This window comes from Arthrobacter sp. P1_D4 (genome assembly GCF_056406115.1).
This window is the reverse complement of the sequence record NZ_JBFUAU010000008.1, coordinates 245,809-272,342: the sequence shown is the minus strand read 5'-3', so window position 1 is coordinate 272,342 and position 26,534 is coordinate 245,809. Positions and strand designations below refer to the sequence as shown.

Annotated in this window: 24 protein-coding genes; 9 read left to right on the top strand and 15 right to left on the bottom strand. The window is 68.4% G+C overall.

From position 1 onward, the window contains the following. Window positions 1-62: 62 nt before the first annotated feature. Both AC1D0A_RS09970 and AC1D0A_RS09965 read left to right on the top strand, forming a co-directional pair. Window positions 63-3,995: a Pls/PosA family non-ribosomal peptide synthetase gene (locus tag AC1D0A_RS09970; protein WP_476945721.1), complete on the top strand. Its 3,933-nt coding sequence runs from the start codon at window positions 63-65 to the stop codon at window positions 3,993-3,995. 49 nt (window positions 3,996-4,044) lie between these two features. Beyond that, window positions 4,045-5,469: a M1 family metallopeptidase gene (locus AC1D0A_RS09965; protein ID WP_476945707.1), complete on the top strand. Its 1,425-nt coding sequence runs from the start codon at window positions 4,045-4,047 to the stop codon at window positions 5,467-5,469. Window positions 5,470-5,489: 20 nt separating this feature from the next. Here the strand turns inward: AC1D0A_RS09965 and AC1D0A_RS09960 are convergent, their stop codons facing one another. The 3 genes from AC1D0A_RS09960 to pheS are packed head-to-tail and all read right to left on the bottom strand — an operon-like array spanning window position 5,490 to window position 9,889. Then, entirely contained in the window at window positions 5,490-6,236 is a 747-nt protein-coding gene (locus AC1D0A_RS09960; RefSeq protein WP_476945706.1) for a 4'-phosphopantetheinyl transferase family protein, read from the bottom strand. Between the two features lie 45 nt (window positions 6,237-6,281). Then, window positions 6,282-8,825 (bottom strand): phenylalanine--tRNA ligase subunit beta, encoded by a 2,544-nt coding sequence (pheT, locus tag AC1D0A_RS09955; RefSeq protein WP_476945705.1) that lies wholly within the window; start codon window positions 8,823-8,825, stop codon window positions 6,282-6,284. 2 nt (window positions 8,826-8,827) lie between these two features. After that, entirely contained in the window at window positions 8,828-9,889 is a 1,062-nt protein-coding gene (gene pheS, locus AC1D0A_RS09950) for a phenylalanine--tRNA ligase subunit alpha (RefSeq protein WP_476945704.1), read from the bottom strand. Window positions 9,890-10,142: 253 nt separating this feature from the next. Between pheS and AC1D0A_RS09945 the strand changes: the two genes are divergently transcribed. Both AC1D0A_RS09945 and AC1D0A_RS09940 read left to right on the top strand, forming a co-directional pair. Continuing rightward, a complete protein-coding gene (locus tag AC1D0A_RS09945; protein ID WP_028277257.1) occupies window positions 10,143-10,613 on the top strand; it encodes a hypothetical protein in 471 nt (156 codons plus the stop codon). A gap of 1 nt (window position 10,614) precedes the next feature. Next, window positions 10,615-11,253, top strand: coding sequence for an SIMPL domain-containing protein (locus tag AC1D0A_RS09940; RefSeq protein ID WP_476943409.1), 639 nt, complete (start codon window positions 10,615-10,617; stop codon window positions 11,251-11,253). An 82-nt stretch (window positions 11,254-11,335) separates the two neighbouring features. Here AC1D0A_RS09940 and pcp read toward each other — a convergent pair whose 3' ends face one another. Then, window positions 11,336-11,977 carry a pyroglutamyl-peptidase I gene (pcp, locus tag AC1D0A_RS09935; RefSeq protein WP_243181780.1) on the bottom strand — a complete coding sequence of 214 codons (642 nt, stop codon included), beginning with the start codon at window positions 11,975-11,977 and terminating at the stop codon, window positions 11,336-11,338. Window positions 11,978-12,086: 109 nt separating this feature from the next. Continuing rightward, entirely contained in the window at window positions 12,087-12,869 is a 783-nt protein-coding gene (map, locus tag AC1D0A_RS09930) for a type I methionyl aminopeptidase (protein WP_476943410.1), read from the bottom strand. Window positions 12,870-12,932: 63 nt separating this feature from the next. Between map and AC1D0A_RS09925 the strand changes: the two genes are divergently transcribed. Together AC1D0A_RS09925 and AC1D0A_RS09920 are read left to right on the top strand one after the other, a co-directional pair. Further along, on the top strand, window positions 12,933-13,235 hold the full coding sequence (locus AC1D0A_RS09925) for a helix-turn-helix domain-containing protein (RefSeq protein WP_028277253.1): 303 nt from the start codon (window positions 12,933-12,935) through the stop codon (window positions 13,233-13,235). Between the two features lie 104 nt (window positions 13,236-13,339). After that, a complete protein-coding gene (locus AC1D0A_RS09920; RefSeq protein ID WP_476945703.1) occupies window positions 13,340-14,476 on the top strand; it encodes an Rv2578c family radical SAM protein in 1,137 nt (378 codons plus the stop codon). 94 nt (window positions 14,477-14,570) lie between these two features. On the opposite strand, the gene AC1D0A_RS09915 is transcribed toward AC1D0A_RS09920, so the two are convergent. From AC1D0A_RS09915 to AC1D0A_RS09900, 4 genes are all read right to left on the bottom strand, one after another. After that, entirely contained in the window at window positions 14,571-15,944 is a 1,374-nt protein-coding gene (locus AC1D0A_RS09915) for an NAD(P)(+) transhydrogenase (Re/Si-specific) subunit beta (protein WP_028277251.1), read from the bottom strand. After that, the gene (locus AC1D0A_RS09910; protein ID WP_243181777.1) at window positions 15,941-16,324 is read right to left on the bottom strand and encodes an NAD(P) transhydrogenase subunit alpha part 2; all 384 of its coding nucleotides are present in this window, start codon (window positions 16,322-16,324) and stop codon (window positions 15,941-15,943) included. The genes AC1D0A_RS09915 and AC1D0A_RS09910 overlap by 4 nt, the downstream gene beginning before the upstream one ends. Beyond that, window positions 16,324-17,466: an NAD(P) transhydrogenase subunit alpha gene (locus AC1D0A_RS09905; protein ID WP_243181776.1), complete on the bottom strand. Its 1,143-nt coding sequence runs from the start codon at window positions 17,464-17,466 to the stop codon at window positions 16,324-16,326. Before AC1D0A_RS09905 ends, AC1D0A_RS09910 begins: the two co-directional genes overlap by 1 nt. A gap of 88 nt (window positions 17,467-17,554) precedes the next feature. Beyond that, entirely contained in the window at window positions 17,555-18,019 is a 465-nt protein-coding gene (locus AC1D0A_RS09900; protein WP_308197254.1) for a (deoxy)nucleoside triphosphate pyrophosphohydrolase, read from the bottom strand. A gap of 194 nt (window positions 18,020-18,213) precedes the next feature. Here AC1D0A_RS09900 and AC1D0A_RS09895 point away from each other — a divergent pair, with 194 nt between their 5' ends. After that, the gene (locus AC1D0A_RS09895; RefSeq protein ID WP_028277248.1) at window positions 18,214-19,422 is read left to right on the top strand and encodes an MFS transporter; all 1,209 of its coding nucleotides are present in this window, start codon (window positions 18,214-18,216) and stop codon (window positions 19,420-19,422) included. Between the two features lie 247 nt (window positions 19,423-19,669). On the opposite strand, the gene AC1D0A_RS09890 is transcribed toward AC1D0A_RS09895, so the two are convergent. Next, on the bottom strand, window positions 19,670-20,590 hold the full coding sequence (locus AC1D0A_RS09890) for a cation diffusion facilitator family transporter (protein WP_028277247.1): 921 nt from the start codon (window positions 20,588-20,590) through the stop codon (window positions 19,670-19,672). A 229-nt stretch (window positions 20,591-20,819) separates the two neighbouring features. On the opposite strand from AC1D0A_RS09890, the gene AC1D0A_RS09885 reads away from it, so the two are divergent. Continuing rightward, window positions 20,820-21,089 carry a GlsB/YeaQ/YmgE family stress response membrane protein gene (locus AC1D0A_RS09885; RefSeq protein ID WP_028277246.1) on the top strand — a complete coding sequence of 90 codons (270 nt, stop codon included), beginning with the start codon at window positions 20,820-20,822 and terminating at the stop codon, window positions 21,087-21,089. Between the two features lie 149 nt (window positions 21,090-21,238). On the opposite strand, the gene AC1D0A_RS09880 is transcribed toward AC1D0A_RS09885, so the two are convergent. The 4 genes from AC1D0A_RS09880 to infC form a co-directional block, all read right to left on the bottom strand. Further along, window positions 21,239-22,135, bottom strand: coding sequence for a TrmH family RNA methyltransferase (locus AC1D0A_RS09880; protein ID WP_028277245.1), 897 nt, complete (start codon window positions 22,133-22,135; stop codon window positions 21,239-21,241). Between the two features lie 65 nt (window positions 22,136-22,200). Continuing rightward, window positions 22,201-22,671, bottom strand: coding sequence for a 50S ribosomal protein L20 (gene rplT / locus AC1D0A_RS09875; RefSeq protein WP_028277244.1), 471 nt, complete (start codon window positions 22,669-22,671; stop codon window positions 22,201-22,203). A gap of 122 nt (window positions 22,672-22,793) precedes the next feature. Then, window positions 22,794-22,988: a 50S ribosomal protein L35 gene (rpmI, locus tag AC1D0A_RS09870; protein ID WP_003798720.1), complete on the bottom strand. Its 195-nt coding sequence runs from the start codon at window positions 22,986-22,988 to the stop codon at window positions 22,794-22,796. 115 nt (window positions 22,989-23,103) lie between these two features. Then, window positions 23,104-24,219, bottom strand: coding sequence for a translation initiation factor IF-3 (infC, locus tag AC1D0A_RS09865; protein ID WP_476945702.1), 1,116 nt, complete (start codon window positions 24,217-24,219; stop codon window positions 23,104-23,106). Between the two features lie 436 nt (window positions 24,220-24,655). Here infC and AC1D0A_RS09860 point away from each other — a divergent pair, with 436 nt between their 5' ends. Further along, complete coding sequence (locus tag AC1D0A_RS09860; protein WP_243181773.1) at window positions 24,656-25,042, top strand: DUF1844 domain-containing protein; 387 nt, start codon at window positions 24,656-24,658, stop codon at window positions 25,040-25,042. Between the two features lie 141 nt (window positions 25,043-25,183). On the opposite strand, the gene AC1D0A_RS09855 is transcribed toward AC1D0A_RS09860, so the two are convergent. After that, window positions 25,184-26,497, bottom strand: coding sequence for an MFS transporter (locus AC1D0A_RS09855; RefSeq protein WP_476945701.1), 1,314 nt, complete (start codon window positions 26,495-26,497; stop codon window positions 25,184-25,186). Window positions 26,498-26,534 lie beyond the last annotated feature (37 nt).

Genomic DNA, 26,534 nt, shown 5'->3' with positions numbered 1-26,534 from the left:
GGGACAATGCGCCAGTGACCGAGCAACGACTGACCCCCAGTGAAGCCCCCGACGCCGGTGCGGTGCAGAGTCTTCCCGCTCCCCGTCTCACCGTCCACGAGCCCCAGCTGCCGGGCGCCCTCTCCGCCCCGCCGGAGCGCACGCTGATAGACATCGTCCGGGATACTGCCGCCCGGTACCCGGACGCTTCGGCGCTCGACGACGGCCACCGTTCGCTCAGCTACGCCCAGCTCATGGACGAGGTCCGGGCCACCGCCCGGAAACTGCACCTCGCCGGGCTGGGTGCCGGCGACAAGATCGGCGTCCGGATCCCGTCGGGCACCAACGAGCTCTACGTCTCGATCCTGGCGGTGCTGCTGGTCGGTGCGGCCTATGTCCCCGTAGACGCCGACGATCCCGACGAGCGGGCCAAACTGGTCTTCGGGGAGGCGAGGGTGGCCGGCATCCTCCGCGCCGGCGGGAAGATCGTCACGGACAGCAACCACCCCCGCCCGTTCCCCGACGCGAGGCCGCCCGGCCCCGACGACGACGCGTGGGTCATTTTCACGTCCGGCTCCACCGGCACCCCCAAGGGCGTCGCGGTCCAGCACCGCTCAGCCGCCGCGTTCGTGGACGCCGAGGCCCGCATCTTCCTGCAGGCCGATCCGGTGGGTCCGCAGGACCGGGTGCTGGCCGGCCTGTCCGTTGCCTTCGATGCCTCCTGCGAGGAAATGTGGCTCGCGTGGCGCCACGGCGCCTGCCTGGTTCCGGCACCCCGGGCGCTGGTGCGGACCGGGATGGACCTCGGCCCCTGGCTCATCAGCCACGGCATCACCGTGGTCTCCACCGTCCCCACTCTGGCCGCTCTCTGGCCCGTGGAGTCGCTGGAAAGTGTCCGGCTGCTGATCTTCGGCGGGGAGGCGTGCCCGCCCGACCTTGCCGAACGGCTCGCCGTCGAAGGACGCGAAGTATGGAACACCTACGGACCCACCGAGGCCACCGTGGTCGCGTGCGCCGCGCAGCTCGGCGCGGGCGGCCCCATCCGGATCGGCCTGCCGCTGGACGGCTGGGACCTCGCCGTCGTCGACGCCGATTCGCTGCCCGTCGCCGAAGGCGGGGTGGGCGAACTGATCATCGGCGGCGTCGGGCTGGCCCGGTACCTTGACCCGGTCAAGGACGCGGAAAAATATGCCCCCATGCCGTCCCTGGGCTGGCCGCGCGCCTACCGCTCCGGCGACCTCGTCAGGTACGAAGCAGAAGGCCTCATTTTCCAGGGCCGCGCCGATGAGCAGGTCAAGCTCGGCGGGCGCCGGATCGAGCTCGGCGAAATCGACGCCGCCCTGCAGTCCCTGCCGGATATCGCCGGCGCCGCCGCCGCCGTGCAGACCACCGCGGCCGGCAACCAGATCCTGGTCGGCTACCTTGCCGCCGTCGCGGGCCGTGACATCGACCTCGCAGCCGCCCGCGAACTGCTGGGCGAACGCCTGCCCGCGCCCCTCATTCCGCTGCTGACGCTCGTCGATTCGCTGCCGACCAAGACCAGCGGCAAAGTGGACCGCCACGCCCTGCCCTGGCCGCTCAGTGGAACCGGAGCGGCGGAGGCCGAAGGTGCCCCGCTGAACCTGCCGGAGGACGCGCAGTGGATCGTGGAGCAGTGGAGCGCCGTGCTGGGAAGCCCGGTCACCAGCCTCGATGCCGACTTCTTCGCCTACGGCGGCGGCTCGCTGGCCGCCGCGCAGCTCGTGTCCGCCCTCCGCGTCCGCTATCCCACCATCACGGTGGCCGATATCTACGCGACACCCCGGGTGGGCGCCCTGGTGGACGAGGCCCGGCAGTCGCTGCCGGAGGGTGGTGCCGTCGCTGCCCAGGAGCGCACCGTCCGGCCCACCGCGCGGAAGTCGCAGGCCTTCCAGACGCTCCTGGGCGTTCCCTTGCACATCCTGGTCGGCATGCGCTGGCTGACCTATCTGATGGCAGCCAACAACCTGCTGGCCGCCGTCGCCGGATTCAGCGCCGCGCCAACGATCTCATGGTGGTGGGTGGGAGCTTCCTGGCTGGTCTTCGTCAGTCCCGCCGGGCGGATGCTGCTCTCCGTCGCCGCCGCCCGCATCCTGCTGCGCAACGTGGTGCCTGGCACCTATCCCCGGTCCGGGCGGGTGCACCTCCGGCTCTGGCTCGCGGAACAGATCCAGGACCTCGCCGGCGCCATCAGCCTCGCCAGCGCGCCCTGGGTGCCCTACTACGCGAAAGCGCTCGGGGCGAAGATCGGCGAGAACGTCCAGCTGCACTCGCTGCCGCCCGTCACCGGGCTGCTGACCCTCGGCACAGGATCCAATATCGAGCCCGAAGTCGATCTGTCCGGCTGGTGGATCGACGGCGACCGTGTCCACATCGGCGCCATCCGGATTGGCCCCGGCGCAAGCGTGGGGGCCCGCAGCACGCTGATGCCGGGAGCCACGGTGGGTGCCGGGGCGCAGGTGGAGCCGGGTTCCGCTGTGATCGGCAAGGTCAAGGCGGGCCAGCTCGTGGCCGGGTCGCCGGCCGAGCGCCGTGGCAAGGCCCGGCACTCGTGGCCGGACTCCCCGGACGAGCACCGGCTGATGGGCCGGTTGTGGTTCGCCGGTTTCGCCGCCGCCTCCGCCATGCTGGCGCTCATCCCCTACGTCTCCGCCGCCGTCGCGGGCTTGGTGATCTTCGCGTTCATCCAGGGCAGCTCCTCCCTGCCCGCGGCCCTGCCCGGCATAGCGCTCTCGATCCCGCTGGCGGCGCTGGCATGGTTCCTGACCAACCTGCTGCTGATCCTGGCCACGACGAGGCTCCTCAGCGTCGGCCTCGCTGAAGGCTACTACCGGGTCCGGAGCCGGATCGGGTGGCAGGTCTGGGCGACCGAGCGGGTACTGGATCTGGCCCGGGATCTGCTGTTCCCGATCTACGCCAGCCTCTTTACGCCGGTCTGGCTGCGGCTTCTCGGTGCGAAGGTCGGCCGCAACGTGGAGGCCTCGACAGTGCTGCTGATCCCGCGGATGACCACCGTGGGCGAGGGCGCGTTCCTGGCCGACGACACGATGGTGGCGTCGTACGAACTCGACGGCGGCTGGATGCACATAGCCCCGGCCAAGATCGGCAAGCGGTCTTTCCTGGGCAACTCGGGCATGACGGCGGCCGGGCGCAGCGTGCCCAAGAACTCCCTCGTGGCGGTGTTGTCCGCGACGCCGGCCAAGGCGAAGTCCGGCACCTCGTGGCTCGGCAGCCCGCCGGTGCGGCTGCGGCGCACCGCCATCGCCTCGGACGACACGCGGACCTACCAGCCGCCCCGGAGGCTGAAGGTCGCGCGCGCCCTGTGGGAGCTGTGCCGGTTCGTCCCGGTCATGCTGACGGTCGTCATCGCCGTCGGTGTGATGCTCGCGTTCGACGCGATGGCGGCCCTGTTCAACTACGGAGTCGCCGCTCTCCTGAGCGGGGTGGTGATCCTGCTCGCCGGGGCCACGGCCGCGGGCAGTGCTGTCGTGGCCAAGTGGCTGCTGGTGGGCCGCATCCGCCCCGGCGAGCACCCGCTGTGGAGCTCCTTCATTTGGCGGAACGAGGTAGTGGACACGTTCATTGAGATGGTCAGCGCCCCGTGGTTCGCGCGCGCCGCCACGGGGACACCGGCGCTGGTGTGGTGGCTGCGGGCACTCGGCGCGAAAATCGGTGCCGGGACCTGGTGCGAAAGCTACTGGCTGCCGGAGGCGGACCTCGTCACCCTCGGCAGGAATTCGACCGTCAACCGCGGGTGCGTGGTCCAGACCCATCTGTTCCATGACCGTGTCATGAGCATCGACACTGTTACGCTCGATGACGGAGCCACCATGGGCCCGCACGGCGTCATCCTGCCGCAGGCCAGGATCGGCAGCGGCGGCACGGTGGGGCCGGCGTCCCTCGTCATGCGGGGCGAAACCGTCCCTGCCGGGACGTACTGGATGGGCAATCCGGTCAGCCCCTGGGACGGGCCGGCACCGCCGGCCGGGCCCCGTTAGGCCCGGCGCCTGCGCACGTCCACCAGCACCACAACCGAAGGTCCGTCCATTGAGCACCAGCGCACCAAGCAGCAGCGGCGCCGCCGCCCGCGGGGACATCAGCGGGGAAATCAGCCGCGAAATCAGCCGGGCGACGAGCCCGGAAGCCGGCGCCCCGGACCCCTATATGCCCGGCCACGGGACCAATGCCTACCGCGTCACCCGGTATGAACTCGATCTGGACTACCGCGTCAGCAGCAACCGCCTTGCCGGGCACGCCGTCCTGCACGCCATCACGCAGCTCCCGACGTCGGCGATCGTCCTGGACCTGGCCGGCTTGCGGGCCACGAAGATCCAGCTCAACGGGCGCAGGGTACGCCGGTTCACGCAGCGGGCAGAGCAGCTCGTTGTCTACCCCGACAACCCACTGCTCGCCACCGAGGCCTTCACGCTGGACATCCGCTATGAGGGGTACCCCGCGCCGCGCCGCGGTGTGTGGGGCGAAGTGGGCTGGGAAGAGCTCTCCGATGGGGTGCTGGTCGCCGGGCAGCCCAACGGGGCAGCCTCCTGGTTTCCGTGCAATGACCACCCGCGGGACAAAGCGACTTACCTCATCACCGTGACCACCGATGCGAACTACCGGGCCGTGTGCAACGGGGTGATGCTCTCCCGCACCAGCAGGGCCAGCCGCGTGACGTGGGTCTTTGAGCAGGCCGAACCCATGGCCACGTACCTGGCCACGGTCCAGATCGGCCGCTACGAGCTCCTGACCCTCAATGCCGACCGGCCCTCAGGGCACGTTCCGCAGTATGTGGCCGTGCCGGCGTCGCTGCAGGCGGGCGCCCGGGCCGCCCTGGCCCGCCAGCCCGACATGATGCGGACCTTCACGAACTGCTTTGGGCCGTACCCGTTCCCGGAGTACACGGTGGTGGTCACCGACGACGTCCTGGAAATCCCGCTGGAAGCGCAGACACTGTCCATCCTGGGGCCCAACCATCTGCGGCAGGACTGGGAATCACAGCGGATGATCGCCCACGAACTCGCCCACCAGTGGTTCGGGAACTCCCTGACCACTGCGACCTGGAGGGACATCTGGCTGCACGAGGGCTTTGCCTGCTACGCGGAATGGATCTGGTCTGAAGAGGCCGGCATCATGTCGGCGGCGGCCCGCGCGCGCGCCGCCTGGCGCAAGCTCGCTGCTGCCCCGCAGGACCTGATGGTGGGCGACCCCGGCCCGGAACTGATGTTTGACGACCGGGTCTACAAACGCGGCGCCCTGGCCCTGCACGCCCTGCGGGTACGCTGCGGCGACCTGGCGTTCTTCGCCCTGCTGCACGACTGGACGGACCACTTCCGGCACGGCACCGTGACCACCGCCGACTTCATCGTCGCGGCCGCCCACACGACGGGCCTGGACGCAGAGGCCCTGTTGCACCCCTGGCTGTTCGCCGACGCCCTGCCGCCGCTCCCGCAGGCAACGCCGCCCAAGATCTGATCAGGGGCGCGGAGCCCTGACTAGGGAAGGACCGCCAGGGCGACGGCGGCCACCAGGTCAGCGGGCAGGCCTGTCTCTGCCGGCGGCAGGTCCCGGAGCCCTGCGCGGCCGTTCACTGCCGGCGCCAGCACGTCCAGGGTGTCCGGGGCTGTCTGCAGCCCGGTGCCCAGCATTTTGAGCCAGGCCTCCTTGCGCGCCCACAGGCGCGTCCTGCCCTGCAGCAGCGCGATGCCGGCCAGCCCGGCGAGGTGCCGTTGTTCCGCCGGGGTCAACACGACGTCGTCGAACCCGTCGAAGTCCGCCCGGGCCGGATCCTCGACGTCGATGCCCAGCTGCTCACCCGGGTCCGGGTCCACGACCCCGGCCAGTAGCGTCCAGCCGGCCGCACGGGACAGGCTCAGCAGCAGCGGCGCAGCCTGGCCCCGGAGCAGGTAGCCGGGCCGGCCGTGTGAGATGTCCGCGCCGGTGCCGCACCGTGGGCAGCTGTACCAGGCGGTGAGATCCGACGCCGGAACGCCGAGCAGGCCGGCGGCGAACCGGCGCTGCGCGAGCCGCCCGTACAGGAAGTCCTCCCGGGTCCGCGGGGTCATGGCCCGGGCCCGGACGAGTTCGGCCCCGTCCAGCACGGAGCGCGAGTCGCATTCCAGCTCCGGTTCCGGATAGAGGGCTGGTGCCGCGTCCACGGGCGCCCCCAGGTCCCTGGGAACACGGGGGTCGCCGGGAACGCGAAAGGGCGGGCAGGCACGCACAACAAGGTGTGATGCCATGACCCGCCCCTTTCAGAAACGTCTGCGCCGTGAGCAGCGCAGTCCTCAGCGCTGAACCGCTCCGAATCGTTCGTGGGCGGCGGCCACGGCACCTTCACGGGCCTCCGAGGCCTCGTCCGCCGTCAGGGTGCGGTCGTCGGCGCGGAAGCGCAGGCTGAACGCCAGCGACTTCTTGCCTGCCTCGATGCCCTTGCCCGCGTAGACGTCGAACAACGCGACGTCCTCGAGCAGCTCGCCGGCGCCTTCACGCAGCGCAGCCACCACCTCCCCCGCCGGGACATCCTGCGCCACTACCAGGGCCACGTCCTGCGTGGCCACCGGATACGTCGAGATGTGCCGGGCCACGATCACGTCGGCGGCGGCCTCGAAGAGGGCGTCGGCGTTCAGTTCCAGTGCCACGGAACGGGCCGGCATGTCGTGCGCCGCCAGCAGCTTCGGGTGCAGCTCGCCGGCGAAGCCCACCACTTCGCCGGTGCGCAGTTCAAGCTGCGCCGCCCGGCCCGGGTGGAAGGCCTGATGCCGGCCCTGCGTGACCAGGAGCTCGACGCCGAGCACGTCGCCGGCGATCCGGGCGATGTCCACCGCGTCTGCCCAGTCCCAGGCCCGCGGGGCGTGGCCCGGGGCAGCGGGAGAGTCGTGCCCAGTGAGCACAGCGCCCAGGTGCAGCGGCTGGTCCGGGACGCCGTTGTACAGGGCATCAAGCACGTCGTCGCCGGGCTTGACGCCGAGCGGCGGAATCGCGGAGGTGCCAAGCTTCTCGCCCGGCAGGAACACGAGCCCGGCCTCGAAAAGCGCGAGGTCGCGGAAGCCGCGGGAGTGGTTGCGCTTGGCCACCTCGATCAGGCCCGGCAGCACGGAGGTCCGCAGGAAGCCGTGCTCCTCGCTGATCGGGTTGGCCAGCTTGAGGGCCTTGCGCTCCGCACCCTCGGCGGGGACGCCAAAGGTGTCATTGGCGGACTTCGAGACGAACGGATACGCCAGCACCTCGGTGAGTCCGGCGTCGGCGAGGGCCTGGATCAGGCGGCGGCGCTGCTGCTGGACGCGGGTCAGGCCACGGCCCGGGGGCGCCACCGGCAGGGTCGCCGGGATCTTGTCATAGCCGATCAGCCGGGCGATTTCCTCGGTCAGGTCGTCCTGGGTCTCGAGGTCCTGGCGCCAGCTCGGGGCGGTCACCGTATAGCCGTTACCGGTCCTGGCAACGACGGCGCCGAGGTCCTCGAGCGAACTCAGGATCTGTTCCTCGGTGAAGTCGATCCCGATCCGGGCTGCCGCGTACTCTGCCGGCAGTTCGATGGTGACGGCGTCCGGCGCGGTCCCGACGTCGGTCCCGGCCTCGTCGGCCGTTCCGCCGGCGAGTTCGACCAGCAGGTCCACCACACGCTGGGCGGCCACGTCGGCCACCTGCCAGTCCACGCCGCGTTCGAAGCGCTTGGACGCCTCGGACGGCAGCTTGTGCCGGCGGCGTGCGCGGGCGATCGAGACCTCGTCGAAGTGCGCGGCCTCGACCAGGACGTTCGTGGTGGTGTCCGAGACTTCGGTGTGGGCGCCTCCCATGACACCGGCGATTCCGATGGGCCCGGATTCGTCCGTGATCAGCAGATCCTCGACGTCGAGCGTGCGCTCCTTGTCGTCCAGGGTGGTGATCTTCTCCCCCGCTGTGGCCCGCCGGACCACGATGTCGCCGGCCAGCTTGTTCAGGTCATAGCAGTGGTTCGGCTGCCCGAGCTCGAGCATGACGTAGTTGGAGATGTCCACCGGCAGGGAGATGGACCGGATGCCGGCGAGCCGGAGACGGGAGGTCATCCACAGCGGGGTGGGCCGGGTGGCATCCACACCGCGCACGGTGCGGGCCACGAAACGGTCGCAGCCGGGCTTGCCGTAGATGGGGGCGTCGTCGTTGAGCTTGACGCCGTAGCCGCCGGAGAGCGACTGCGGAACCTGGACCTTGGAGACCGGGTCCGTGAACACGGTGCCGGTGGCGTGCGCGTATTCACGGGCTGCGCCGCGGATGGAAAACGCGTACCCGCGGTCCGGCGTCACATTGATCTCGGCCGCCTGGTCATAGAGGCCCAGCAGTTCCATCGCGTCGGTGCCCAGTTCCGGGTCGAGGCCGATCCGGGACAGCACCAGGATGCCGTCATGGTCCTCACCGATGCCAAGCTCACGGACGGAGGCGATCATGCCGGCAGAGAGGTGCCCGTAGGTCTTGCGGGCGGAGATGTGGAAGTCGCCCGGCAGCACTGCGCCCGGGAGGGTGACCACCACCTTGTCACCCTCGACGAAGTTGTGGGCGCCGCAGATGATGCCCTGCACGCCGGAGGGGTCGATGCCCTCGCCCGTGAGGGTCTGCTCGCGGCCCTCGGGGACAACCCGGACCTGGCACCAGTTGATGGTCTTGCCGTTGGTCTGGGGCTCCTTGACGATGCTCAGGACCTGGCCCACGACGATCGGCCCACGAAGGGTGTCCGTGGGTCGGTGGACGGCTTCTTCTTCAAAGCCGACCTTGACGAGTTCGGCCATGACGTCTTCGGCCGATGCTTCGGCCGGTACCTGCGCGAATTCGCGCAGCCAGGAAAGTGGGATACGCACTGTTAGATCTCCATCCCGAAGTGCTCGCTGAAACGTACGTCGCCTTCAATCATGTCGCGCATGTCGCCAACCTCGTTGCGGAACATGAGGGTGCGTTCGATGCCCATGCCGAAGGCAAAGGCTGAATAGATGTCCGGGTCGATCCCGGCCGCGCGCAGGACGTTGGCGTTGACCATGCCGCAGCCGCCCCACTCGATCCAGCTGGGGCCGCCCTTGGCGCCCGGGTGCCAAATGTCCAGCTCCGCGGACGGCTCGGTGAACGGAAAATAGTTCGGGCGCAGCCGGATCTGGGCTTCCGCACCAAACATCTGGCGTGCGAAGTGCTCCAGCGTGCCGCGAAGGTCCGCCATGCTCAGGTTCTTATCGATGGCCAGGCCTTCGAACTGGTGGAACACGGGGGTGTGCGTCGCGTCGAGCTCGTCCGTGCGGAACACCTTGCCCGGGCACAACACATAGATGGGCAGCTCCCGTTCCAGCATGGAGCGGACCTGCACCGGCGAGGTGTGCGTGCGCATGAGCAGGTGGGCCTCGGGCGGCTCGACGAAGAACGTGTCCTGCATGTCGCGGGCGGGGTGGTCCGGCTTGAAGTTCAGGGCATCGAAGTTAAACCATTCGGACTCGACCTCGGGCCCTTCGGCAATTTCCCAACCCATGCCGACAAAGATGTCCGCCACGCGGTCCTGCAGCGTGGACAGCGGGTGGCGTGCACCGGCCGTGCGCCGGCGCGGCGCTGCCGTGACATCCACGGTCTCTTCGACGAGGATCCGCGCGTCGTTCTCGGCCTCGAGCGCGACCGTCCGGTCCGCGAGCGCCTTGTTGACCCGTCCCCTCGAGGCGCCCATGAGCTTGCCGGCGGCGGCCTTCTGGTCCTTGGGCAGCGCGCCAATCTCACGGTTGGCGAGGCTCAGGGCGGACTTCTCGCCCGTGTGGGCGAGGCGCACGGCCTTGAGTTCATCGAGGGTCGCTGCGGCGGCGATGGCGGCAACGGCCTGGTCTACGGCGGCGGTAATGGCGGCTTCATCCAGAGGATTCGGGACGGCTGCGTCCGGCAAAGTTTCAGTCATCTACTGTTCTTAGCTACGAGTCGGATCATGCCAACAGCGTGCGCCGGGCACAGGGCGCGGCGCAGGTTCTCGGCAAGGCTTGTGGTCACTGTCCCCAGTCTAGTAGACGGCCGTCGGCGGCATGGCAATGGCCGCCCCGCACGTGACGCCGCGGTGCCGGCCGCCCCTGGCACGCTTACGCCGGAATTCCAAGGGCACGGGACATCCCGGCGGCCCCCTGACTGCCGGGCACACCCCCGGCTACCATGGCCTCATGACGCCCGGACAACGGCTTCGCCAGATCGCCAACCTGCTCAACGGCTCCACCCTGCTGGGCCTGCTGCTGGCAGCCTGTGCTCGGACAACCGTCAGCTCCGGTCCGCGCGGACTGCTGATCGCGGGCCGCTACCGCTGGCGGTTGCCGTTTGCTGCGGCCTTCACCGTGGGCAACGTGATCCTCTTCCGAACCGGACCGGAATCCGCCCGCGCCAATCCAGTGCTGCTGGGCCACGAGGAGCGCCACAGCACCCAATATGCCTGGTGCCTCGGGCTGCCCTTCCTTCCGCTGTACTTCATAGCCGCCGGCTGGTCCCTCTGGCGCACGGGCAACCCGGGCAGCGCCAACATCTTCGAGCGCCACGCCGGCCTGGAAGCAGGCGGCTACCCCCTGCCCGGCCTGCCCGGGACCAGACCACGCACGCACCGCAGATTGGGCGTGACCGCCCCTGAACGTTACGAGGCCTGACATGACAGACAGCCCCCGAAGCATCTCCGTTGCAGGAACCGGCAGCGCCGAGGCGGTGCCGGACCTGTTGACCGTGTCGATCGGCGTTGAATGCCGCCGCGAGACCGTGGCCGAGGCCTACAGCGAGGCCGGAACACGGTCGGCCGCCATCACGTCGGAGCTCCGGCAGCGCGGCGTGGACAGCGCGGACTTGTCCACTTCCGGGCTGAACGTCCGGGCCGAGCTGAACTGGCAGGATGGCCGGGGCCAGACCGTGACCGGCTACCTGGCCTCCAGCACGCTCACCGTCAGGATCCGCGAGCTGTCCGCGTCCTCGCAGGTCCTTGCCGCGGCGGTTGCTGCCGGCGGCGACGCCGTCCGGCTGAACGGGCTGACCCTCGGCTTCGCCGACTCCTCGGCCGTCGAAGCCCGGGCCCGTGAGGCCGCCTGGCAGGACGCCCGCACCACCGCCGAGCACTATGCCGCCCTCGCGGGAACCGGGCTGGGCAGGGTCCTGTCCCTCACCCAGCACACCGGTTTCCAGGCGCCGATCCCCGTGGCGAAGATGCAGCGGGAAGTGGCCGTGACCTCACTCACCGTCGAGGCCGGTGAGTCGGGGGTCACTGCCACCATCGGCGTCGTCTGGGAACTGCTCGACTGATTGCCCAGTAATTGCGGGAGCAGTTGTTTCGCGTCGCCGACGGCGGCCGCCACCGGCTCGGGCGCCGGATGACCGGCTGGGGCTAGTGGGTTGCGCCGGCAGGGAGCTTTAGATCCGCCGTCGTCGCCAGTGCAGTGCGCACGACGACGGCGAGCGCCGCCGCCATCTGGGCGGCCGGCAGCGAGGGGGCACTGCTCCCGGCCGGAAGCTGCGTGTCCTCGTAGGGGACGTGGACAAAGCCTCCCCTGGTGCCCGGACGTAGCCGCAGGGCGTGCATGAGCGCGTAGAAGACATGGTTGCAGACATAGGTCCCGGCACTCTGGGACACTTCGGCCGGGATCTGCTCTGCGCTCAACGCCGCGAGCGCCGCCTTGACCGGCAGCGACGTGAAATAGGCTGCCGGTCCGCCCGGGACCACGGCTTCGTCCACGGGCTGATTGCCGGCATTGTCCGGAATCCGGGCGTCGTCACAATTGATGGCCACCCGTTCCAGCGAGATGCGCGCCCTCCCGCCGGCCTGGCCGGCGCACAGCACAAGCTCCGGCGTGAAACGCTCGAGGGCCTCCGCCAGCACCTTGGCCGACTCGCCGAAGACGCATGGCAATTCCACCGCCTGGACATCCAGCCCTTCGGATTGGAGCAGCCGTGCCGCCGAACGGGCCGCTGCCCACGACGGATTGGCCGTATCGCCGCCAAATGGCTCAAACCCGGTCAGGAGAATCATCGCCCCAGCCTAACAACGCCCTCCCACTGCTGCGGTAAGGCGGCACCCCGCGGCACCCTCGACCCGGCCCCGTCCACACTTGGCCGCCGGGGCATGTGTCGCTCCGGCCTCATGCGTGTGTCCGCGTCGGCAGGGTGAGGATTTCGGCCCCGTCGTTGGTGATGGCGATCGTGTGCTCACTGTGTGCTGTCCGGCAGCCGGTCGCGCTTCGGAGCGTCCACCCGTCGGCGTCGGTGATGAGTTCAGCGGTGTCGGCCATGACCCATGGCTCCAGTGCGAGCAGCAGCCCGGGGCGCAGCTTGTAGCCACGGCCCGGCCGTCCGGTGTTGGGAATGTGCGGGTCCTGGTGCATGGTCGATCCGATGCCATGGCCCCCGAACTCGGTGTTGATCGGGTACCCCGCCTCGCCAAGGACCGAGCCGATGGCATGGGAGATGTCGCCGATCCTGGCTCCGGGCCGGGCAGCGGCTATCCCTGCGCCGAGCGCGCGCTCGGTCGCGCTGATCATCGCGACGCTTCCCGGGGGCTTTGAGTCGCCCACGATGAAGCTGATGGCGGAGTCTGCTGCGACTCCCCGCTTGGAGACGGCGAGGTCGAGTGTCAGCAGGTCGCCGTCTGCCAGCGTGTAGTCGCGTGGGAGTCCGTGGAGCACGGCGTCGTTGACGGCCGTGCAGATGTAGTGTCCGAACGGCCCGCGGCCGAAGGACGGCTCGTAGTCGACATAACAGGACTGCGCACCAGCCTCGGCGATCATGGCCTGCGCCCATCGGTCGAGGTCCAGGAGGTTCGCGCCGACCGTGCTGCGGTTCTTCAGCGTCTGCAGGATGTCAGCTACAAGGGCGCCTGTTTCTTTGGCCCGGGCAAGTTCGGTGGGATTCAGGATCTCGATCATGCGGCGCCTTTCTCACGTGTCCAATAACTATACCGGTCATATTATCCCGGTATAATCGAAGCCATGGTCAGGTTGCCCCTCACATTCGCAGAGATCGAGCGCGGACAGCGCCTCGGCGCCCTGTTGCGCCGCGCCAGGGGGGAACGCTCGATGCTCGACATCGCACTCGATGCACGCGTCTCACCGGAGACCCTCCGGAAGATCGAGACGGGCCGCGTAGCGACCCCCGCCTTCCCGACCATCGCCGCTATCGCCGGCGTCCTCGGACTCTCCCTCGATGCGGTGTGGGCCGAGGTCAACCAGACCAAACGCGCCACTGAACCGACCGGCCCTGATCACAACGCCCGTGAGCGGCTGGCTTCGTAAGCCCCGATCCCCGCAGCTGCACAGGCCGCCCCATGCTGCAACCGGCCGCCGCCTCGCCCGTCAGCATCCTTGACATTCAGTCGAACATATATTCGAATGTAGGCATGAGATGGGACGCACAAGCACTTGAGCGCGGCGATTCCCCGGCCGCCGTTTCCGCCGCTTCGCCCACGGCTGCCCTGCTGCCGCTGGCCGGACTCGTGCGGACGGTCTCCACCCCGGAATTTGCCGGGATCACCTTCCATGAGGTCACCGCCAAATCGGTGCTCAACAAGGTGGTCGCCGGTTCCCGGATGCCGTTCGACTGGACCATCAACCCCTACCGCGGCTGCAGCCATGCGTGCGTCTACTGCTTTGCCCGGAAGAGCCACACCTACCTTGACTTCGACGCCGGCCTGGACTTTGACAGCCAAGTGGTGGTCAAGATCAACGCCGCCGAAGTCCTGCGCAAGGAACTGGCCAAGCCGTCCTGGCGCCACGAGCACGTGGCCCTTGGCACAAACACCGACCCCTACCAGCGCGCCGAGGGCCGCTACCAGCTCATGCCCGGCATCATTGGTGCCCTGGCCGACTCCGGCACTCCCCTGTCCATCCTCACCAAGGGCACGCTCCTGGCCCGGGACATCCCGCTCCTCAAGCATGCGGCGGCGCAAGTGCCGGTCGGGGTGGGCATCTCGCTGGCCATGACCAACGGGCAGCTGTCCGAGGCCGTGGAGCCTGGCACGCCTGGGCCACGGGCCCGGCTGAAGCTCATCTCCCGTCTGCGGGAAGCGGGCCTGCCCTGCGGCGTCATGGCCATGCCCATCCTGCCGTGGCTCTCCGACAGTGATGAGGCCCTCGATTCCCTCTTCGGGGCCCTCGCGGCGGCCGGCGCCACAGGGGTCACGGCCGGTGCGCTGTACCTGAAGCCGGGCACCCGTGAATGGTTCATGCAGTGGATCGCCCGGGAACATCCGCAACTGGCGGGCAAGTACTGCCGCCTGTACGGCAGCGGGTCATACGCATCCAAGGAATACCGCGCGTGGCTGGCAGGACGGGTCCGGCATTTCAAGGACCTGCACGGCTTCTCCGGCTCGCAGGGCTTCAGCCACCGGGACCTTGACGGGGGCAGCGACCATGACAACGCCCGGGAGGAAGAAGCCCAGTACCCGGCCGGGAGCATCCCGGACACCGCGGGGCACGCAAGCCCACGCCACGCTGGCGCTGCCCGTTCCGGCACGGCCCAGCCCACACTGTTTTGAAGTCCGCTCCACCTCAAGCACACGGAGCCATGGGTCCCCTGCGCAGCAGGGCTGCCGGAGCGGAAAGCGCCCTGAGCCGCCGGGCGCAGGATGCCTAGAGCGCCTTGACCGCGCCGAGCACCCTCGCCAGCGAATCCTTGGCGTCGCCGAACAGGAGGGTGGTCTTGGGATCGTGCAGGAGCTCATTCTCGATGCCGGCAAACCCCGGGCGCATGGACCGCTTCAGGAACACGACCTGCTGGGCCTGCACCACTTCCAGGATCGGCATCCCGTAAATCGGCGAACCCGGCGAGGACTTGGCCGCCGGGTTGACGACGTCGTTGGCCCCGACTACCAGAACGATGTCCGTGGTCGCGAATTCGGGGTTGACTTCCGCGAGCTCCCGCAGTGACTCGTACGGCACGTTGGCCTCGGCCAGCAGCACGTTCATGTGGCCCGGCATGCGTCCCGCCACGGGATGGATGGCGAACACGACGTCCACGCCGCGCGCGACCAGGGCCGTGGCAAGCTCCGCCACAGTGTGCTGGCCCTGGGCCACGGCGAGCCCATAACCGGGAACGATCACCACCCGCTGGGCGTAGCCGAGCTGGACGGCAATGTCCTCCGGGGACGAGGAACGCACTGGCCGGTCGCTCAGGGCGGTGGAACCCGCCGTCGAGCCGCCCTTGAACGCCCCGAACATGATTCCGCCGACTCCGCGCCCCATGGCCGAGGCCATGACCTTGGTCAGGATGGTGCCGCTCGCGCCCACGAGCGTCCCGGCGACCAGCAGCAGGACATTGCCCAGGACCACGCCCGACGCTGCCACCGCCAGCCCCGTGAACGCATTCAGCAGGGAGATCACGATCGGCACGTCCGCCCCGCCCACGGGCAGCACCAGGAGCAGCCCGGCCGCGAGGCCCAGGCCCAGCAATGCGAGCGACCAGCCCAGCGACCCGGTCACGACCACCAGAGCTCCTGAGAAGACCGCCCCCAGCAGGACGGCCCCCATCACCCAGGGCATCCCGGGGAACAGCAGCGGACGGGTGCTGATGAGCTCCTGCAGCTTGCCCACGGTCACCGCGGAGCCGGCAAAGGACACCGCCCCCACCAGCATGGTGAAGACCACGGCCAGGCGGACCCAGGGATCTTCCTGGTGGCCAAGTTCCAGCACGGCGACGAGCGCCGCGGCCCCGCCCCCGACGCCGTTGAAGAGCGCCACGAGTTGGGGCATCTGGGTCATCTGCACCCGCCGTGCCACGGGGAAGGCAATCGCGGACCCCACGGCGATGGCCGCGAGGATGAGCGGAACATTCTCCAGCCGCGCGGAGAGGAAGACGGTGACGACGGCGAGGAGCGCCCCGGCCGCGCCGATGGCGTTGCCGCGGCGGGCCGTTCGTGGCGAGCTGAGTCCCTTGAGCGCCAGGATGAAGCAGACGGCGGCCACAAGGTAGAGCAGGGCTGTCCATTCGGGGCTCAGGAGGCTCATTTGGACTCCCCCGCCGCGTCGGCGGAGCTCCCCTCGCCGGGGTGTCCTTCGCCCGCGGCTCCGCCAGCCTTGGCGGCGCCGCTTGAGGCGGGGATGCGTGTCCGCTTGTGGGCGCTGAACATCTCCAGCATCCGGTCCGTGACCACAAAGCCGCCCACCAGGTTGACGGTGGCCAGGACGACGGCCAGGAGCGCGATGCCGAGGACCCACGGGTCACTGGCCTGTCCGGCCACGATGATGGCGCCGACTAGGATGATGCCGTGGATGGCGTTGGCGCCGGACATGAGCGGCGTGTGCAGTTTGCTGGTGACCTTGGAGACGACTTCGAAGCCAACGAACACCGCGAGAACCACCACGGTCAGCAACACGATGGGGCCCATCACGCCTCCCTTTCCAATGCTTCCGCGGTGGGGGCGTGCCGCACCGTGCCGCCGTGGGTCAGGCACGTTCCGGCGACCACGTCGTCGTCGAAGTCCGGGGCCACCGACCCGCAGTCGGTCATGAGCGCGAGGAAGTTGCTGACGTTCCGGGCGAAAAGCCGGGACGCGTCCGAGGGCATGGCGGATGCCGCGTCCTGCAAACCCACGAGCGTGACCGATCCGCCGTCGACCGGCACCTGCACGTCCTGGCCGGCGATCACGCCTTCGACGTTGCCTCCGGACTCCGCGGCGAGGTCGACGACGACAGACCCCGCCCGCATGCCGGCCACCATGGCGGTGGTCACCAGCAAGGGAGCGGCCCGGCCGGGGATGGCGGCCGTCGTGATCAGGACGTCCGCCGCCGCGACATGCGGGGCCAGGAGGCTGCGCTGGCGTTGCGCCCGGTCCTCGCCGAGGGCACGGGCGTAGCCTCCGGCTCCGTCTGCCGCCGCATCGATGTCCAGGTTGATGAAGGTGCCACCCATCGAGGCGACTTCCTCGGCGGAGGCGGCCCGGATGTCGTTGGCCGAGACCCGGGCGCCGAGCCGCTTCGCCGTGCCTATTGCCTGCAGCCCGGCGACGCCGGCGCCAAGGACCAGCACCCTCGCCGGCGGGATGGTACCGGCGGCGGTCATGTAGAGCGGGAAGAACCGCGGGTAGCGGACGGCGGCTTCCAGCACGGCGCGGTAGCCCGTGACCAGGGACTGGGAGCTGAGCGCATCCATGGACTGCGCCCGGGAGATCCGCGGAAGCAGCTCCAGGGCGAAAGAGGTGATCCCGGCCGCGGCGAGTGCCCGGACGGTTGGCAGTTCCGAGGACGGCGAAGCCAGCCCGATGGTGACGGTGCCGGGCCGCAGCCGGGCCGCGGCCTCCGGGGTGAGCGGGCGGACATGCAACAGGACGTCCAGGGCCTCGAACGGGAGCTCGAAGATCACCGTCGCGCCGGCCTCCTTGAAAGCGGCGTCGGCGAAGCCTGCTTCGGTGCCGGCACCGCTCTCGACCAGGAGATGGAGCCCGAGCGCTGTCAGCTGCCGGGCCGTCTCCGGTGTGGCCGCGACGCGACGTTCTCCGGCTCGCTGCTCTCGTCCGACACCGACCTGCACGGGCCACTCCTCTCGGTTGGGATCAGAGTAGGCACATGCCTGACGGTTTGGCGAGAGGCGGGCTCCCGAAGCGCGGCGGCGAGTCCGGTCAGCGGCCCAGCCCCGCTTCCACTCCGCGAGTCCCGGTGGCCTGCACAGCCGCCAGGAGGGCCTCGACGATGGGGAGGTCCGCCGGGATCCACGGCAGGTCCAGGACCCCTGCCGGATTGCGGAGGTCGAGCCAGCGCAATTCGTCATGGTCCTCCAGCGGCCGGGGTTCTCCCTGCGCGAGCTCCGCGAACCAGACCCTCATCGCCGCCTTCGCGTTGAGCGGCCAGCCCGCGGCGGTTTCCGCGGGCAGTTCCGCCCCGAGCCGCACCAGCACGCCCAGTTCTTCCTGGAGCTCGCGGTGCAAGGCGTCCTCGGCGGCCTCTCCTGCTTCGACTTTTCCGCCCGGGAACTCCCACATTCCGGCAAACTGCGGCGGCGCCGTGCGCCGGGCCACAAGGAGCATGCCCGGGTCGGCCAGCGAGTCCACTACTGCGCCGCCAACGACGCCTATGAGTCCAGTCACGCCCTCAAGTCTAAGGCGGGCGCAGGGTCCGGCGCCCGAGGCCGGGGGCCGGGGCCGGCTCAGGTAGGGGACAATGGTGGAGGCGACCGCCACGACACCTTCCGGAATATTCGGCGCCCCCTCCCGGTTCTTAAAAGCATATTTATCTGTCCGATCCATCCGGTCTCTCCCGGAAAATCTCTCCGAAAAGACGAATGACAACCACCACACACGCCCCGGCGCCGACCAAGACCGGCACCCGTCACGTTGCCCTGGCAATCATTGCCCTCGCGATGGGCGGCTTTGGCATCGGCACCACGGAATTCACCATGATGGGCCTGCTCAAGGAGATCGAACAGGGCCTGAACATCAGCACGCCCGAGGCAGGTCACCTGATTTCGGCCTACGCCCTCGGCGTCGTGATTGGCGCGCCGGTGCTGGCCGCGGTGGGAGCCAAACTCCCGCGGAAGTATCTGGCCCTCGGGCTCATGCTCTTCTTCAGCGTCGCCAACCTCAGTTCCTTCCTCGCCCCGGACTACGGCTCCATGCTGGTGTCCCGGTTCGCCGCGGGACTCCCCCACGGCGCCTTCTTCGGGGTCGCGGCCGTGATTGCCGCCTCCCTGGTGGCGCCGACCAAGCGGGGTTGGGCCATTTCGATGGTCATGGCGGGGCTGACGGTATCCAACGTCATTGGCGTCCCCTTCGCCACCTGGCTGGGCCAGAGCTACGGGTGGCGGCTGCTGTTCCTGCTGGTGGGCCTGATCGGCATCATTACGCTCTTCATGCTGTGGAAGTTTGTCCCGTTCCAGAAACCGCACGCCGATGCCAGCTTCCGCAGGGAGCTCGGCGCGCTCAAGCGGCTGCAGGTGTGGCTTGCCATCCTGGTCGGCATCGTCGGCTTCGGCGGGTTCTTCGCGACCTACACCTACATTTCGCACACCATGACCTCCGTCGCCGGCCTCCCGGCGGTCTGGCTGCCGCTGGTCGTGGCGCTGTACGGCGTGGGCATGGTGGTGGGCAACATCGTTGGCGGCCGGATCGCCGACAAGTCCGTCATGGGCACGATTTACTGGGTCCTGCCCGGCACGGCGGTGGCACTCGTGGTTTATGCCGTGGGCGTCCACTGGGCCTGGTCCGCGCTGGTCATGGTGTTCGTCGTTGGCGCCGCAGGGTCCATGCTCGTTCCCGCCCTGCAGACGAGGCTGCTCGATGCGTCCCCGGATGCACCGTCGCTGGCCTCCTCGCTGAACCATGCTGCGCTCAACGTCGCCAACGCCCTCGGTGCCTTCCTGGGCGGCCTGGTGATCGCCTGGGGCTGGGGATACGTCGCTCCCGCGCTCGTGGGCGCCGTCCTGGCCGTGCTGGGGCTCGGGGTCGCCGCCTTCAGCGGCGCCGTAGAACGCCGGCGGCCGCTGGCCTCCTAGCCACCCCGCCGCCGCGGCGCAACAGCCGCGGCAGAGGTACCCCGGCAGAACAGCCACGGCAACGGCAGAGGCCGAGACCGAGGTACCAGCGCGCAAATGCTCCAAAAAGAACAGCAGTCCGGTCCAGTGAAGCACTGGACCGGACTGCTGTTTCGTTGAGGGGCCGCCGTTCCATCTGTCGGCTGCCGCTATCCTAGTGGCTTCCGTTATCCCTAGTGGCTTCCGTTCTCCCTAGGGGCCGGGCGGCTTAGGGGGCGCTGACGCGCTGCACGTCCGGTTCCAGGTAGATGACCCGGGCAATCGGGACGGCTTCGCGGACCCGGACCTCCGCGTCATCAATCGCCTTCGCTATGTCCTGGCCCGAGTCCGAGCGGCCGATGCTGATCTTGGCCGCCACCAAGAGCTCCTCAGGGCCAAGGTGCATGGTCTTGAGGTGAATGATGCTGGTGCCGCCGGCCTCGATCGCGCTGCGGATCTTGGCGACGTCATCGCGGGTGGCCGACTCGCCCAGCAGCAGCGACTTGGTTTCCATGGCCAGGACCACGGCGATCGACACGAGCAGCAGACCGATCATCGCGGTGCCGAGGGCGTCCCAGATGCCGTTCCCGGTCAGGAGCGTCAGGCCCACGCCGAAGAGCGCGAACACCAGGCCCACGAGGGCACCGAAATCCTCGAGCAGGATGACCGGGAGTTCAGGCTGCTTGGCGTTGCGGATGAATTTAACCCAGCTTTGCTTCCCGCGGAGCGGGTTGGATTCGATGATCGCTGTCCGGAACGAGAAGGACTCGGCAATGATCGCGCCGATCAGGACGGCCAGCGGCACCCACCAGAAGTCCCCTTCGATGGCGTGCGGGTGCTGGATTTTTCCCCAGGCCTCGTACAGTGCGAACAGGCCGCCGACGCTGAAAAGCACAATCGAAACGATGAAGGCGTAGATGTAACGCTCGCGGCCGTAGCCGAAGGGGTGCTCGGGGCTGGCTTCCCGCTTTGCGCGTTTGCCGCCGAGCAGGAGCAGCAGCTGGTTGCCGGAGTCCGCGAGGGAGTGAATCGCCTCGGCCAGCATGGACGAGGACAGCGTCAGAAAGTAGGCGACGAACTTCAAAACGGCGATGGTCAGGTTTGCGGCCAGCGCCGCGAGAATCGCCTTGGTACCGCCATTTGCAGCCACGTGAGCTTCTCCTTATGGGGTTCTTCCGGGGTGTATGCGAACACCGGAAGAACCCAGCGCCCACAAGGAATACCGTACCGGTTTCCGGGCCGGCGCCGAACCGCGGCGGGACCAACGCTGCCACGTAACGATTGGGTAGTCCCCTGCTGACAAGCAATCCGCCCTATGTTAGCTTGAAGCCATATTCGGTATTCACAATTTGGATGCCGAAAAATATGTAGGAGGAGACATGGGCTTTCTTGGCTGGATCATTCTCGGACTCATAGTGGGTGCAATCGTCAAGGCACTCTTGCCCGGCAGGGTCGGTGGCGGCTGGGTTACCAGCCTCGTGCTCGGCGTCGTCGGCGCAATTGTTGGCGGCTGGATCGGGGACCTGCTGTTCGGCGGCGGCAAGATGGAATTCTGGAATCTCGGTTCCTGGCTCCTGGCCATCGTCGGTGGCCTCGCGGCCGCGCTCATCTACGGCGCCATCACAGGGCGCAACAAGACCACCACCTAATTCTTCAAGGCACTGGCCGCACACTTTGTGTGGGGGCGGCAGTGACAGTACGACGGCGGGGCTCACCATTCGGKGGGCCCCGCCGTTCGTTTGGCCTGCTTTTTTTGGACAGGAATTCCTGCCGGACCCGCTGGTTTCCTGCCGGGCGGCTAGGGGGTTTGCTGGGAGCGGGCGCTGGCGTACAGGCAGACGGTGGCTGCGGTGCCGAGGTTCAGGCTTTCCGCTTCCCCGTACACCGGCACGGCCACCCGGTGGTCGGCCAGCGCGATCTCGTCCTCGGACAGGCCTTGGGCCTCGTTGCCGAAGAGCCAGGCGGTCGGCTGTTCCAACGCATACACCGATTCGGCGGCGGAGGCCCCCAGGCGGCGGGCGGCGTTCTCGTCCTGGAGACGGTCCAGGTCCAGTTGTCCCTTGCCGTCCGCGGCCAGCACGCCGACGCCACGCTCCCGGCAGCGGGCCACGACTTCCTCGACCTCCGCGCCGAGGACGACGGGCAGATGGAACAGGGAACCCGCCGTCGACCGCACGGCCTTGGGGTTGTAGATATCCACGCTCGAGCCGGTCAGGATGACGGCGTCGGCGCCGGCGGCGTCGGCCGCCCGCAACACGGTGCCGGCGTTGCCGGGGTCGCGGACCTGGCACAGGACGGCAATCAGCCGCGGGCCGGCGTCGAGCACGTGCTCAAGGCTGACGTCCAGGAAGCCGCAGACGGCGACGATGCCCTGTGGCGTGACGGTATCCGCCATCGCAGCGATCACTTCGTCGGTTGCGAGGTGCGCGTGGGTTCCCTCGGCCAGCTGCTCCAGCTCCGGGTGGCGGTCCAGGCAGGCCTCGGTGGCGTACACCTCATAGACGATGCCGGGCTCCCCCGCGGCGATCCTCTTCCGGTGCAGGACCAAGGCCTCTCGGACCGCCTGCGGGCCTTCGGCCAGGAACTCGCGACGCTTTAAACGGGCCGGGCGCCCGGCAAGCTGTGCCACCTTCCTCATCCGATCAGCTCGGGGGTTGGAGAGTGGAAAGTCTTGCGGGCGCCCGGTTTCGTTCATATAAGAACCTTAGTGGCTATTCCAGCCGGCTCTTGAACGAGGCAGTCTTTCAACTGCGGGAGGAACTACTTTGCAGCCTCGTCGGCGGCCTTCTTGGCAGCAGGCTTCTTCGCGGGAGCCTTCTTGGCAGCCTTGGGAGCCGGAGCAGCCTCAGCCTGGACGGCCGGAGCGGACGTGTCGGCAGGCAGCGAGTCCTTGGCGACCTTGACCAGCGCGGCGAAGGCGTTGGCGTCGGAAACGGCCAGCTCGGCCAGCATACGGCGGTCAACCTCAACCTCAGCGGCCTTCAGGCCCTGGATCAGGCGGTTGTAGGTCAGGCCGTTGGCGCGGGATGCAGCGTTGATGCGCTGGATCCAAAGACGGCGGAAGTCGCCCTTCTTCTTCTTGCGGTCACCATAGCTGTACACAAACGAGTGCAGCAGCTGCTCTTTTGCCTTGCGGTACAGGCGTGAACGCTGTCCGCGGTAACCCTTTGCGCGTTCGAGGATAACCCGGCGCTTCTTGTGGGCGTTAACCGCCCTCTTCACACGTGCCACGTGCGTACTCCTTAGAAAATTTCTGATCCCAAGCGTCTACTGCCGGAACGGTCCGGCTGGCCTGAGAAGCCTTTTTGGTAGTTGACTGCTGCCAGGTGGCGAACAGTCAGAGAACTTGGAACTTAGATGCCGAGCATCTTCCGGATGACCTTGGCGTCGCCCTTGAAGACGATCTTGTCGCCGGCAAGGCGACGGGTCAGCCGGGAGGACTTGTGCTCGAGGTAGTGGCGGCGGTTGGCCTGCTGGCGGCGCAGCTTGCCGGTACCGGTCAGCTTGAAGCGCTTCTTAGCACCGCTGTGGGTCTTCATCTTCGGCATGGGAACCGATCTCCTTACGTATCCGCAGAAAAGTCTGCAGCTCTTTCGTGCAGCCACCCCTGCGGGCGGCGTGCTGGTTGCCTGCTGCCGGACATTGCTGTCCGGCAGCCGTGAACTAGTTGGTCTTCTTGGTGCCAGGCTTGGCGGCTGCCCGGGGGGCGGCCGGCCGTGCGGCGGGCTTCGGCGCTGCGGGCCTGGGTACCGGCTTCGGAGCAGCAACCGGCTTCGGTGCTGCTGCCGGAGCGGCTGCCTTTTCCTCGGGAGCCTTCGCTGCCGCCGGGGCCGGAGCGGCCTTCGGAGCCGCGGGAGCCTTCGCTGCTGCAGGCTTCTCTGCGGCCTTCGGAGCCGCCGGAGCCTTCGCTGCTGCCGGCTTCTCGGCTGCCTTCGGAGCCGCCGGAGCCTTCGCTGCTGCCGGCTCCTCGGCTGCCTTCGGAGCGGTTTCCGCCGCCGCGTCCTGGGCGGGGGCCTCGTCGGCCTTGGTCTCTTCGACCGGAGCCGCTTCAACCTTGGCTTCTTCAACCTTGGTCTCTTCGACCTTGGTCTCGTCGACCTTGGTCTCGTCAACCTTGGCTTCTTCGACGGGGGCCTCCGCTGCGGGTGCCTCCGACGATACGACGTAGCCTTCCGGCAGGAGGTCCGACAGCGTCTGGGTCAGCGGGGCGTTGCCACCGGAGACATCGACGCGTCCCGAAGCCTTGGCTTCGTTCTCAGCCTTGGCTTCTGCGCGCTGCGTTGCGCGGCGGGCCTCCGCCTTGGCTTCGGCCTTGTTCTTCAGCGGGCCAACCACCATGACCATGTTGCGGCCATCGATGCGCGGGCTGGACTCCACCACACCAACTTCGGCGACGTCGTCGGCGAAGCGCTGGAGCAGGCGGATGCCCATCTCGGGGCGCTGCTGCTCGCGGCCGCGGAACTGGATCATGGCCTTGACCTTGTCGCCGGCACCGAGGAAGCGGAGCGCGTGGCCGCGCTTCGTTTCGTAGTCGTGGGTGTCGATCTTCAGGCGGAAACGGATTTCCTTCAGGACCGTGTTGGTCTGGTTCTTCCGGGCCTCGCGTGCCTTGACAGCGGCTTCGTACTTGTACTTGCCGAAGTCCATCAGCTTGCACACCGGAGGCTTCGCCTGCGGTGCAACTTCAACGAGATCAAGATCGGACTCGGCAGCCAAACGCAGGGCATCCTCAATACGGACAATTCCTACTTGTTCGCCTGCAGGGCCGACCAGCCGCACCTCGGGGACGCGGATACGCTCATTGATTCTTGGCTCGCTAATGTTAAAGCTCCTGTGTTCGTGAGGGGTATTCCACCGGCAAAAAGAGAAGGCCCCCAATTGCCGGAGCAATCGAAGGCCTCGAGATCGGAACTGCCGCCCTCAATGGGGCAACATGCACTTCCTGCGGACCGGAGTCCGAGGTAGTGCCCGACCAGGTACCCGGCAACCTTGACTCCTGAACAGGAGGGGCTTCCCGAAGGAAGTTTCGCGGCTGACGCGGGTGGGAGAGAACTCCGCTTGCAAACTAAAGCCAACTCTACAGAAAAACACCCGTTCAACGCACGTATGCGCGGCGGGCGCCAACTTCAGTGACAAGCACTGCCAGTCAGAACACTGCATTCTATAAAAGCTTGAGAATAACGACATTTAGTCGGTCTGTGACAAGCTTACCAGCATGAGCACTTCAGATAGTAATTCCCACGTCTTCGAGCCCGCGGCCGCCCAGGCGGACGTCTCGCAGCAGATCCGCGACATCTCGGAAGTCCCCGCGATCGAGGTCATCACCACGGCCGCAGTGCACCTGATGAGCGCCGCCGCGGTAAAGCTCGGCCTCGCCGCCGAGGAAAATGCCCAGGACCTCAAGGACCTGGACGAGGCCCGCAAGCTGATCACCGCCCTCGCCGGTCTGGTGACCGCGGCGGCGCCCGAAATCGGCTCACAGCACGCTGGACCGTTGCGCGACGGACTCCGCTCGCTCCAGCTGGCCTTCCGCGAAGAATCGGTCATCCCGGACGCTCCGGGCAAGGGCCCGGGCGAGAAGTACACCGGCCCCGTCAACTAAGCACTCGTCAGCCAGGACAACGCCGGCGTGCGGACCACCCAGGTCCGCCCGCCGGCGTCGCTATTTTTCCGTTCGCACGATTTTCCGTCCGCACGGCCCGGGCGGCGTGCCCGGGTCGGCGCAGTGGGGGCCGGCCCGCGTTCAGACGCGGGCCAGGCGGCTGCGCCGGACCTGTTGCAGGGCCAGCCCCACCAGGCAGAGGGCCACGCCCGCCAACCCCACTGAGACGAAGCCGGCCGACGGGCCGATGAGGTCAATGAACAGCCCGGCCAGCGGCGCGCCCAGGGCCACTCCGCCGGTGAGCGATGACCCGTACCAGCCCATCGCCTCGCCGCGCCGGCTTTCATCCACCAGTTCGGCCACCTTTTCCGAGGCCGCGGACAACACCGGCGCGCACAGCAGACCCGGCAGCAACGCGAGCAGGCTGAGCGTCCAGACGTCGGTCGCGAAGGCCATCGGGACCGTCAGCGCTGACATCCCCAACAACAGGAGGATCGGGGAAACGGCCCGGTGCATGGCGCCGTAGAGGACGCCGCCCACCACCGAGGCCGCGCACCAGAAGAGGAACACGATGCCGATTTCAGCCTGGTGGCCGCCGGTCTGGAGCGCCGCGACGATGCCGACGTCGGTGCCGCTGAGGACCATGCCGGCACCGGCACCGACGGCAAACACGGCGGCTACGGCGGCGGTGAACCAGCTGAAGTTGTGGATGACCCTCTGGCGCAGGCCGGAGCCCCGCCGGCGCCGCTCCTCGGCGGCGGCCGCAAGGGGTGCCAGTTCGGCTGCGGCCTCCTGCAGATGGGCTGGCGCGGCGGCGACCACAGCGGCTTCCGCGCACTCCAGCTCCTGCGCCTCAAGCCCGGCGTCCGGGGAAGCACTCCGGGTGGGCGGGTTGAACCACATCAGGAAGAGCCCGGCGACGGATGTGGCCACTCCCACGACTGTCAGGCCCAGGACGGACTGGCCGCTAGTGGCGACGACGGCCCCGACGGCCGGGCCGATCATGAAGACCAGCTCGGTGGCGATGGCGTCGAGCGCAAAGGCAGTCCGGCGCTGTTCCCCGGGGGCCAGCACGCCCAGCGACTGCCGCACCACGCTGAAGATAGGCAGGGTCAGCAGGCCCCCGATGAAGACCAGGGGCAACAGGGCCTCGTAGGACACGTGCGGCACGATCGACCAGATCACGGCCTCGGAGACCACAGACGGAATCAGCGCCTTCCGCAGCCCCACGGTGTCGACCCGACGTCCGCGCCAGGGCGCGCCGACAGCGATACCGATCGTCATCACGGCGGCGGCCGCTCCGGCGGCCGCGTAGCCCTGGCCGAGGGTCAGGACGATGTGCAGGGTCAGCAGGACACCGGCCGCCGAGTGCGGTATGCGGGCGATCATGCCGACCAACAGGAGGCGCCTGATGGGCCGGATGGCCAGCAGCTGACGGTAAAGCGCGAAATTCACGGACTATATCCTTCTGGTACTGCCCACGGCAGCACCG

Bases quoted from the DNA above. Each gene is read 5' to 3' on its own strand.
- pcp (WP_243181780.1), bottom strand. From the start codon at position 11,977: ATGATTCTCCTGACCGGGTTTGAGCCATTTGGCGGCGATACGGCCAAT.
- pheS (WP_476945704.1), bottom strand. From the start codon at position 9,889: ATGACTGAAACTTTGCCGGACGCAGCCGTCCCGAATCCTCTGGATGAA.
- map (WP_476943410.1), bottom strand. From the start codon at position 12,869: ATGATCGAGATCCTGAATCCCACCGAACTTGCCCGGGCCAAAGAAACA.
- AC1D0A_RS09940 (WP_476943409.1), top strand. From the start codon at position 10,615: ATGACAGACAGCCCCCGAAGCATCTCCGTTGCAGGAACCGGCAGCGCC.
- AC1D0A_RS09915 (WP_028277251.1), bottom strand. From the start codon at position 15,944: ATGAGCCTCCTGAGCCCCGAATGGACAGCCCTGCTCTACCTTGTGGCC.
- AC1D0A_RS09920 (WP_476945703.1), top strand. From the start codon at position 13,340: ATGAGATGGGACGCACAAGCACTTGAGCGCGGCGATTCCCCGGCCGCC.
- AC1D0A_RS09860 (WP_243181773.1), top strand. From the start codon at position 24,656: ATGAGCACTTCAGATAGTAATTCCCACGTCTTCGAGCCCGCGGCCGCC.
- AC1D0A_RS09910 (WP_243181777.1), bottom strand. From the start codon at position 16,324: ATGGGCCCCATCGTGTTGCTGACCGTGGTGGTTCTCGCGGTGTTCGTT.
- AC1D0A_RS09885 (WP_028277246.1), top strand. From the start codon at position 20,820: ATGGGCTTTCTTGGCTGGATCATTCTCGGACTCATAGTGGGTGCAATC.
- AC1D0A_RS09960 (WP_476945706.1), bottom strand. From the start codon at position 6,236: ATGGCATCACACCTTGTTGTGCGTGCCTGCCCGCCCTTTCGCGTTCCC.
- AC1D0A_RS09945 (WP_028277257.1), top strand. From the start codon at position 10,143: ATGACGCCCGGACAACGGCTTCGCCAGATCGCCAACCTGCTCAACGGC.
- AC1D0A_RS09880 (WP_028277245.1), bottom strand. From the start codon at position 22,135: ATGAACGAAACCGGGCGCCCGCAAGACTTTCCACTCTCCAACCCCCGA.
- AC1D0A_RS09925 (WP_028277253.1), top strand. From the start codon at position 12,933: ATGGTCAGGTTGCCCCTCACATTCGCAGAGATCGAGCGCGGACAGCGC.
- rpmI (WP_003798720.1), bottom strand. From the start codon at position 22,988: ATGCCGAAGATGAAGACCCACAGCGGTGCTAAGAAGCGCTTCAAGCTG.
- AC1D0A_RS09895 (WP_028277248.1), top strand. From the start codon at position 18,214: ATGACAACCACCACACACGCCCCGGCGCCGACCAAGACCGGCACCCGT.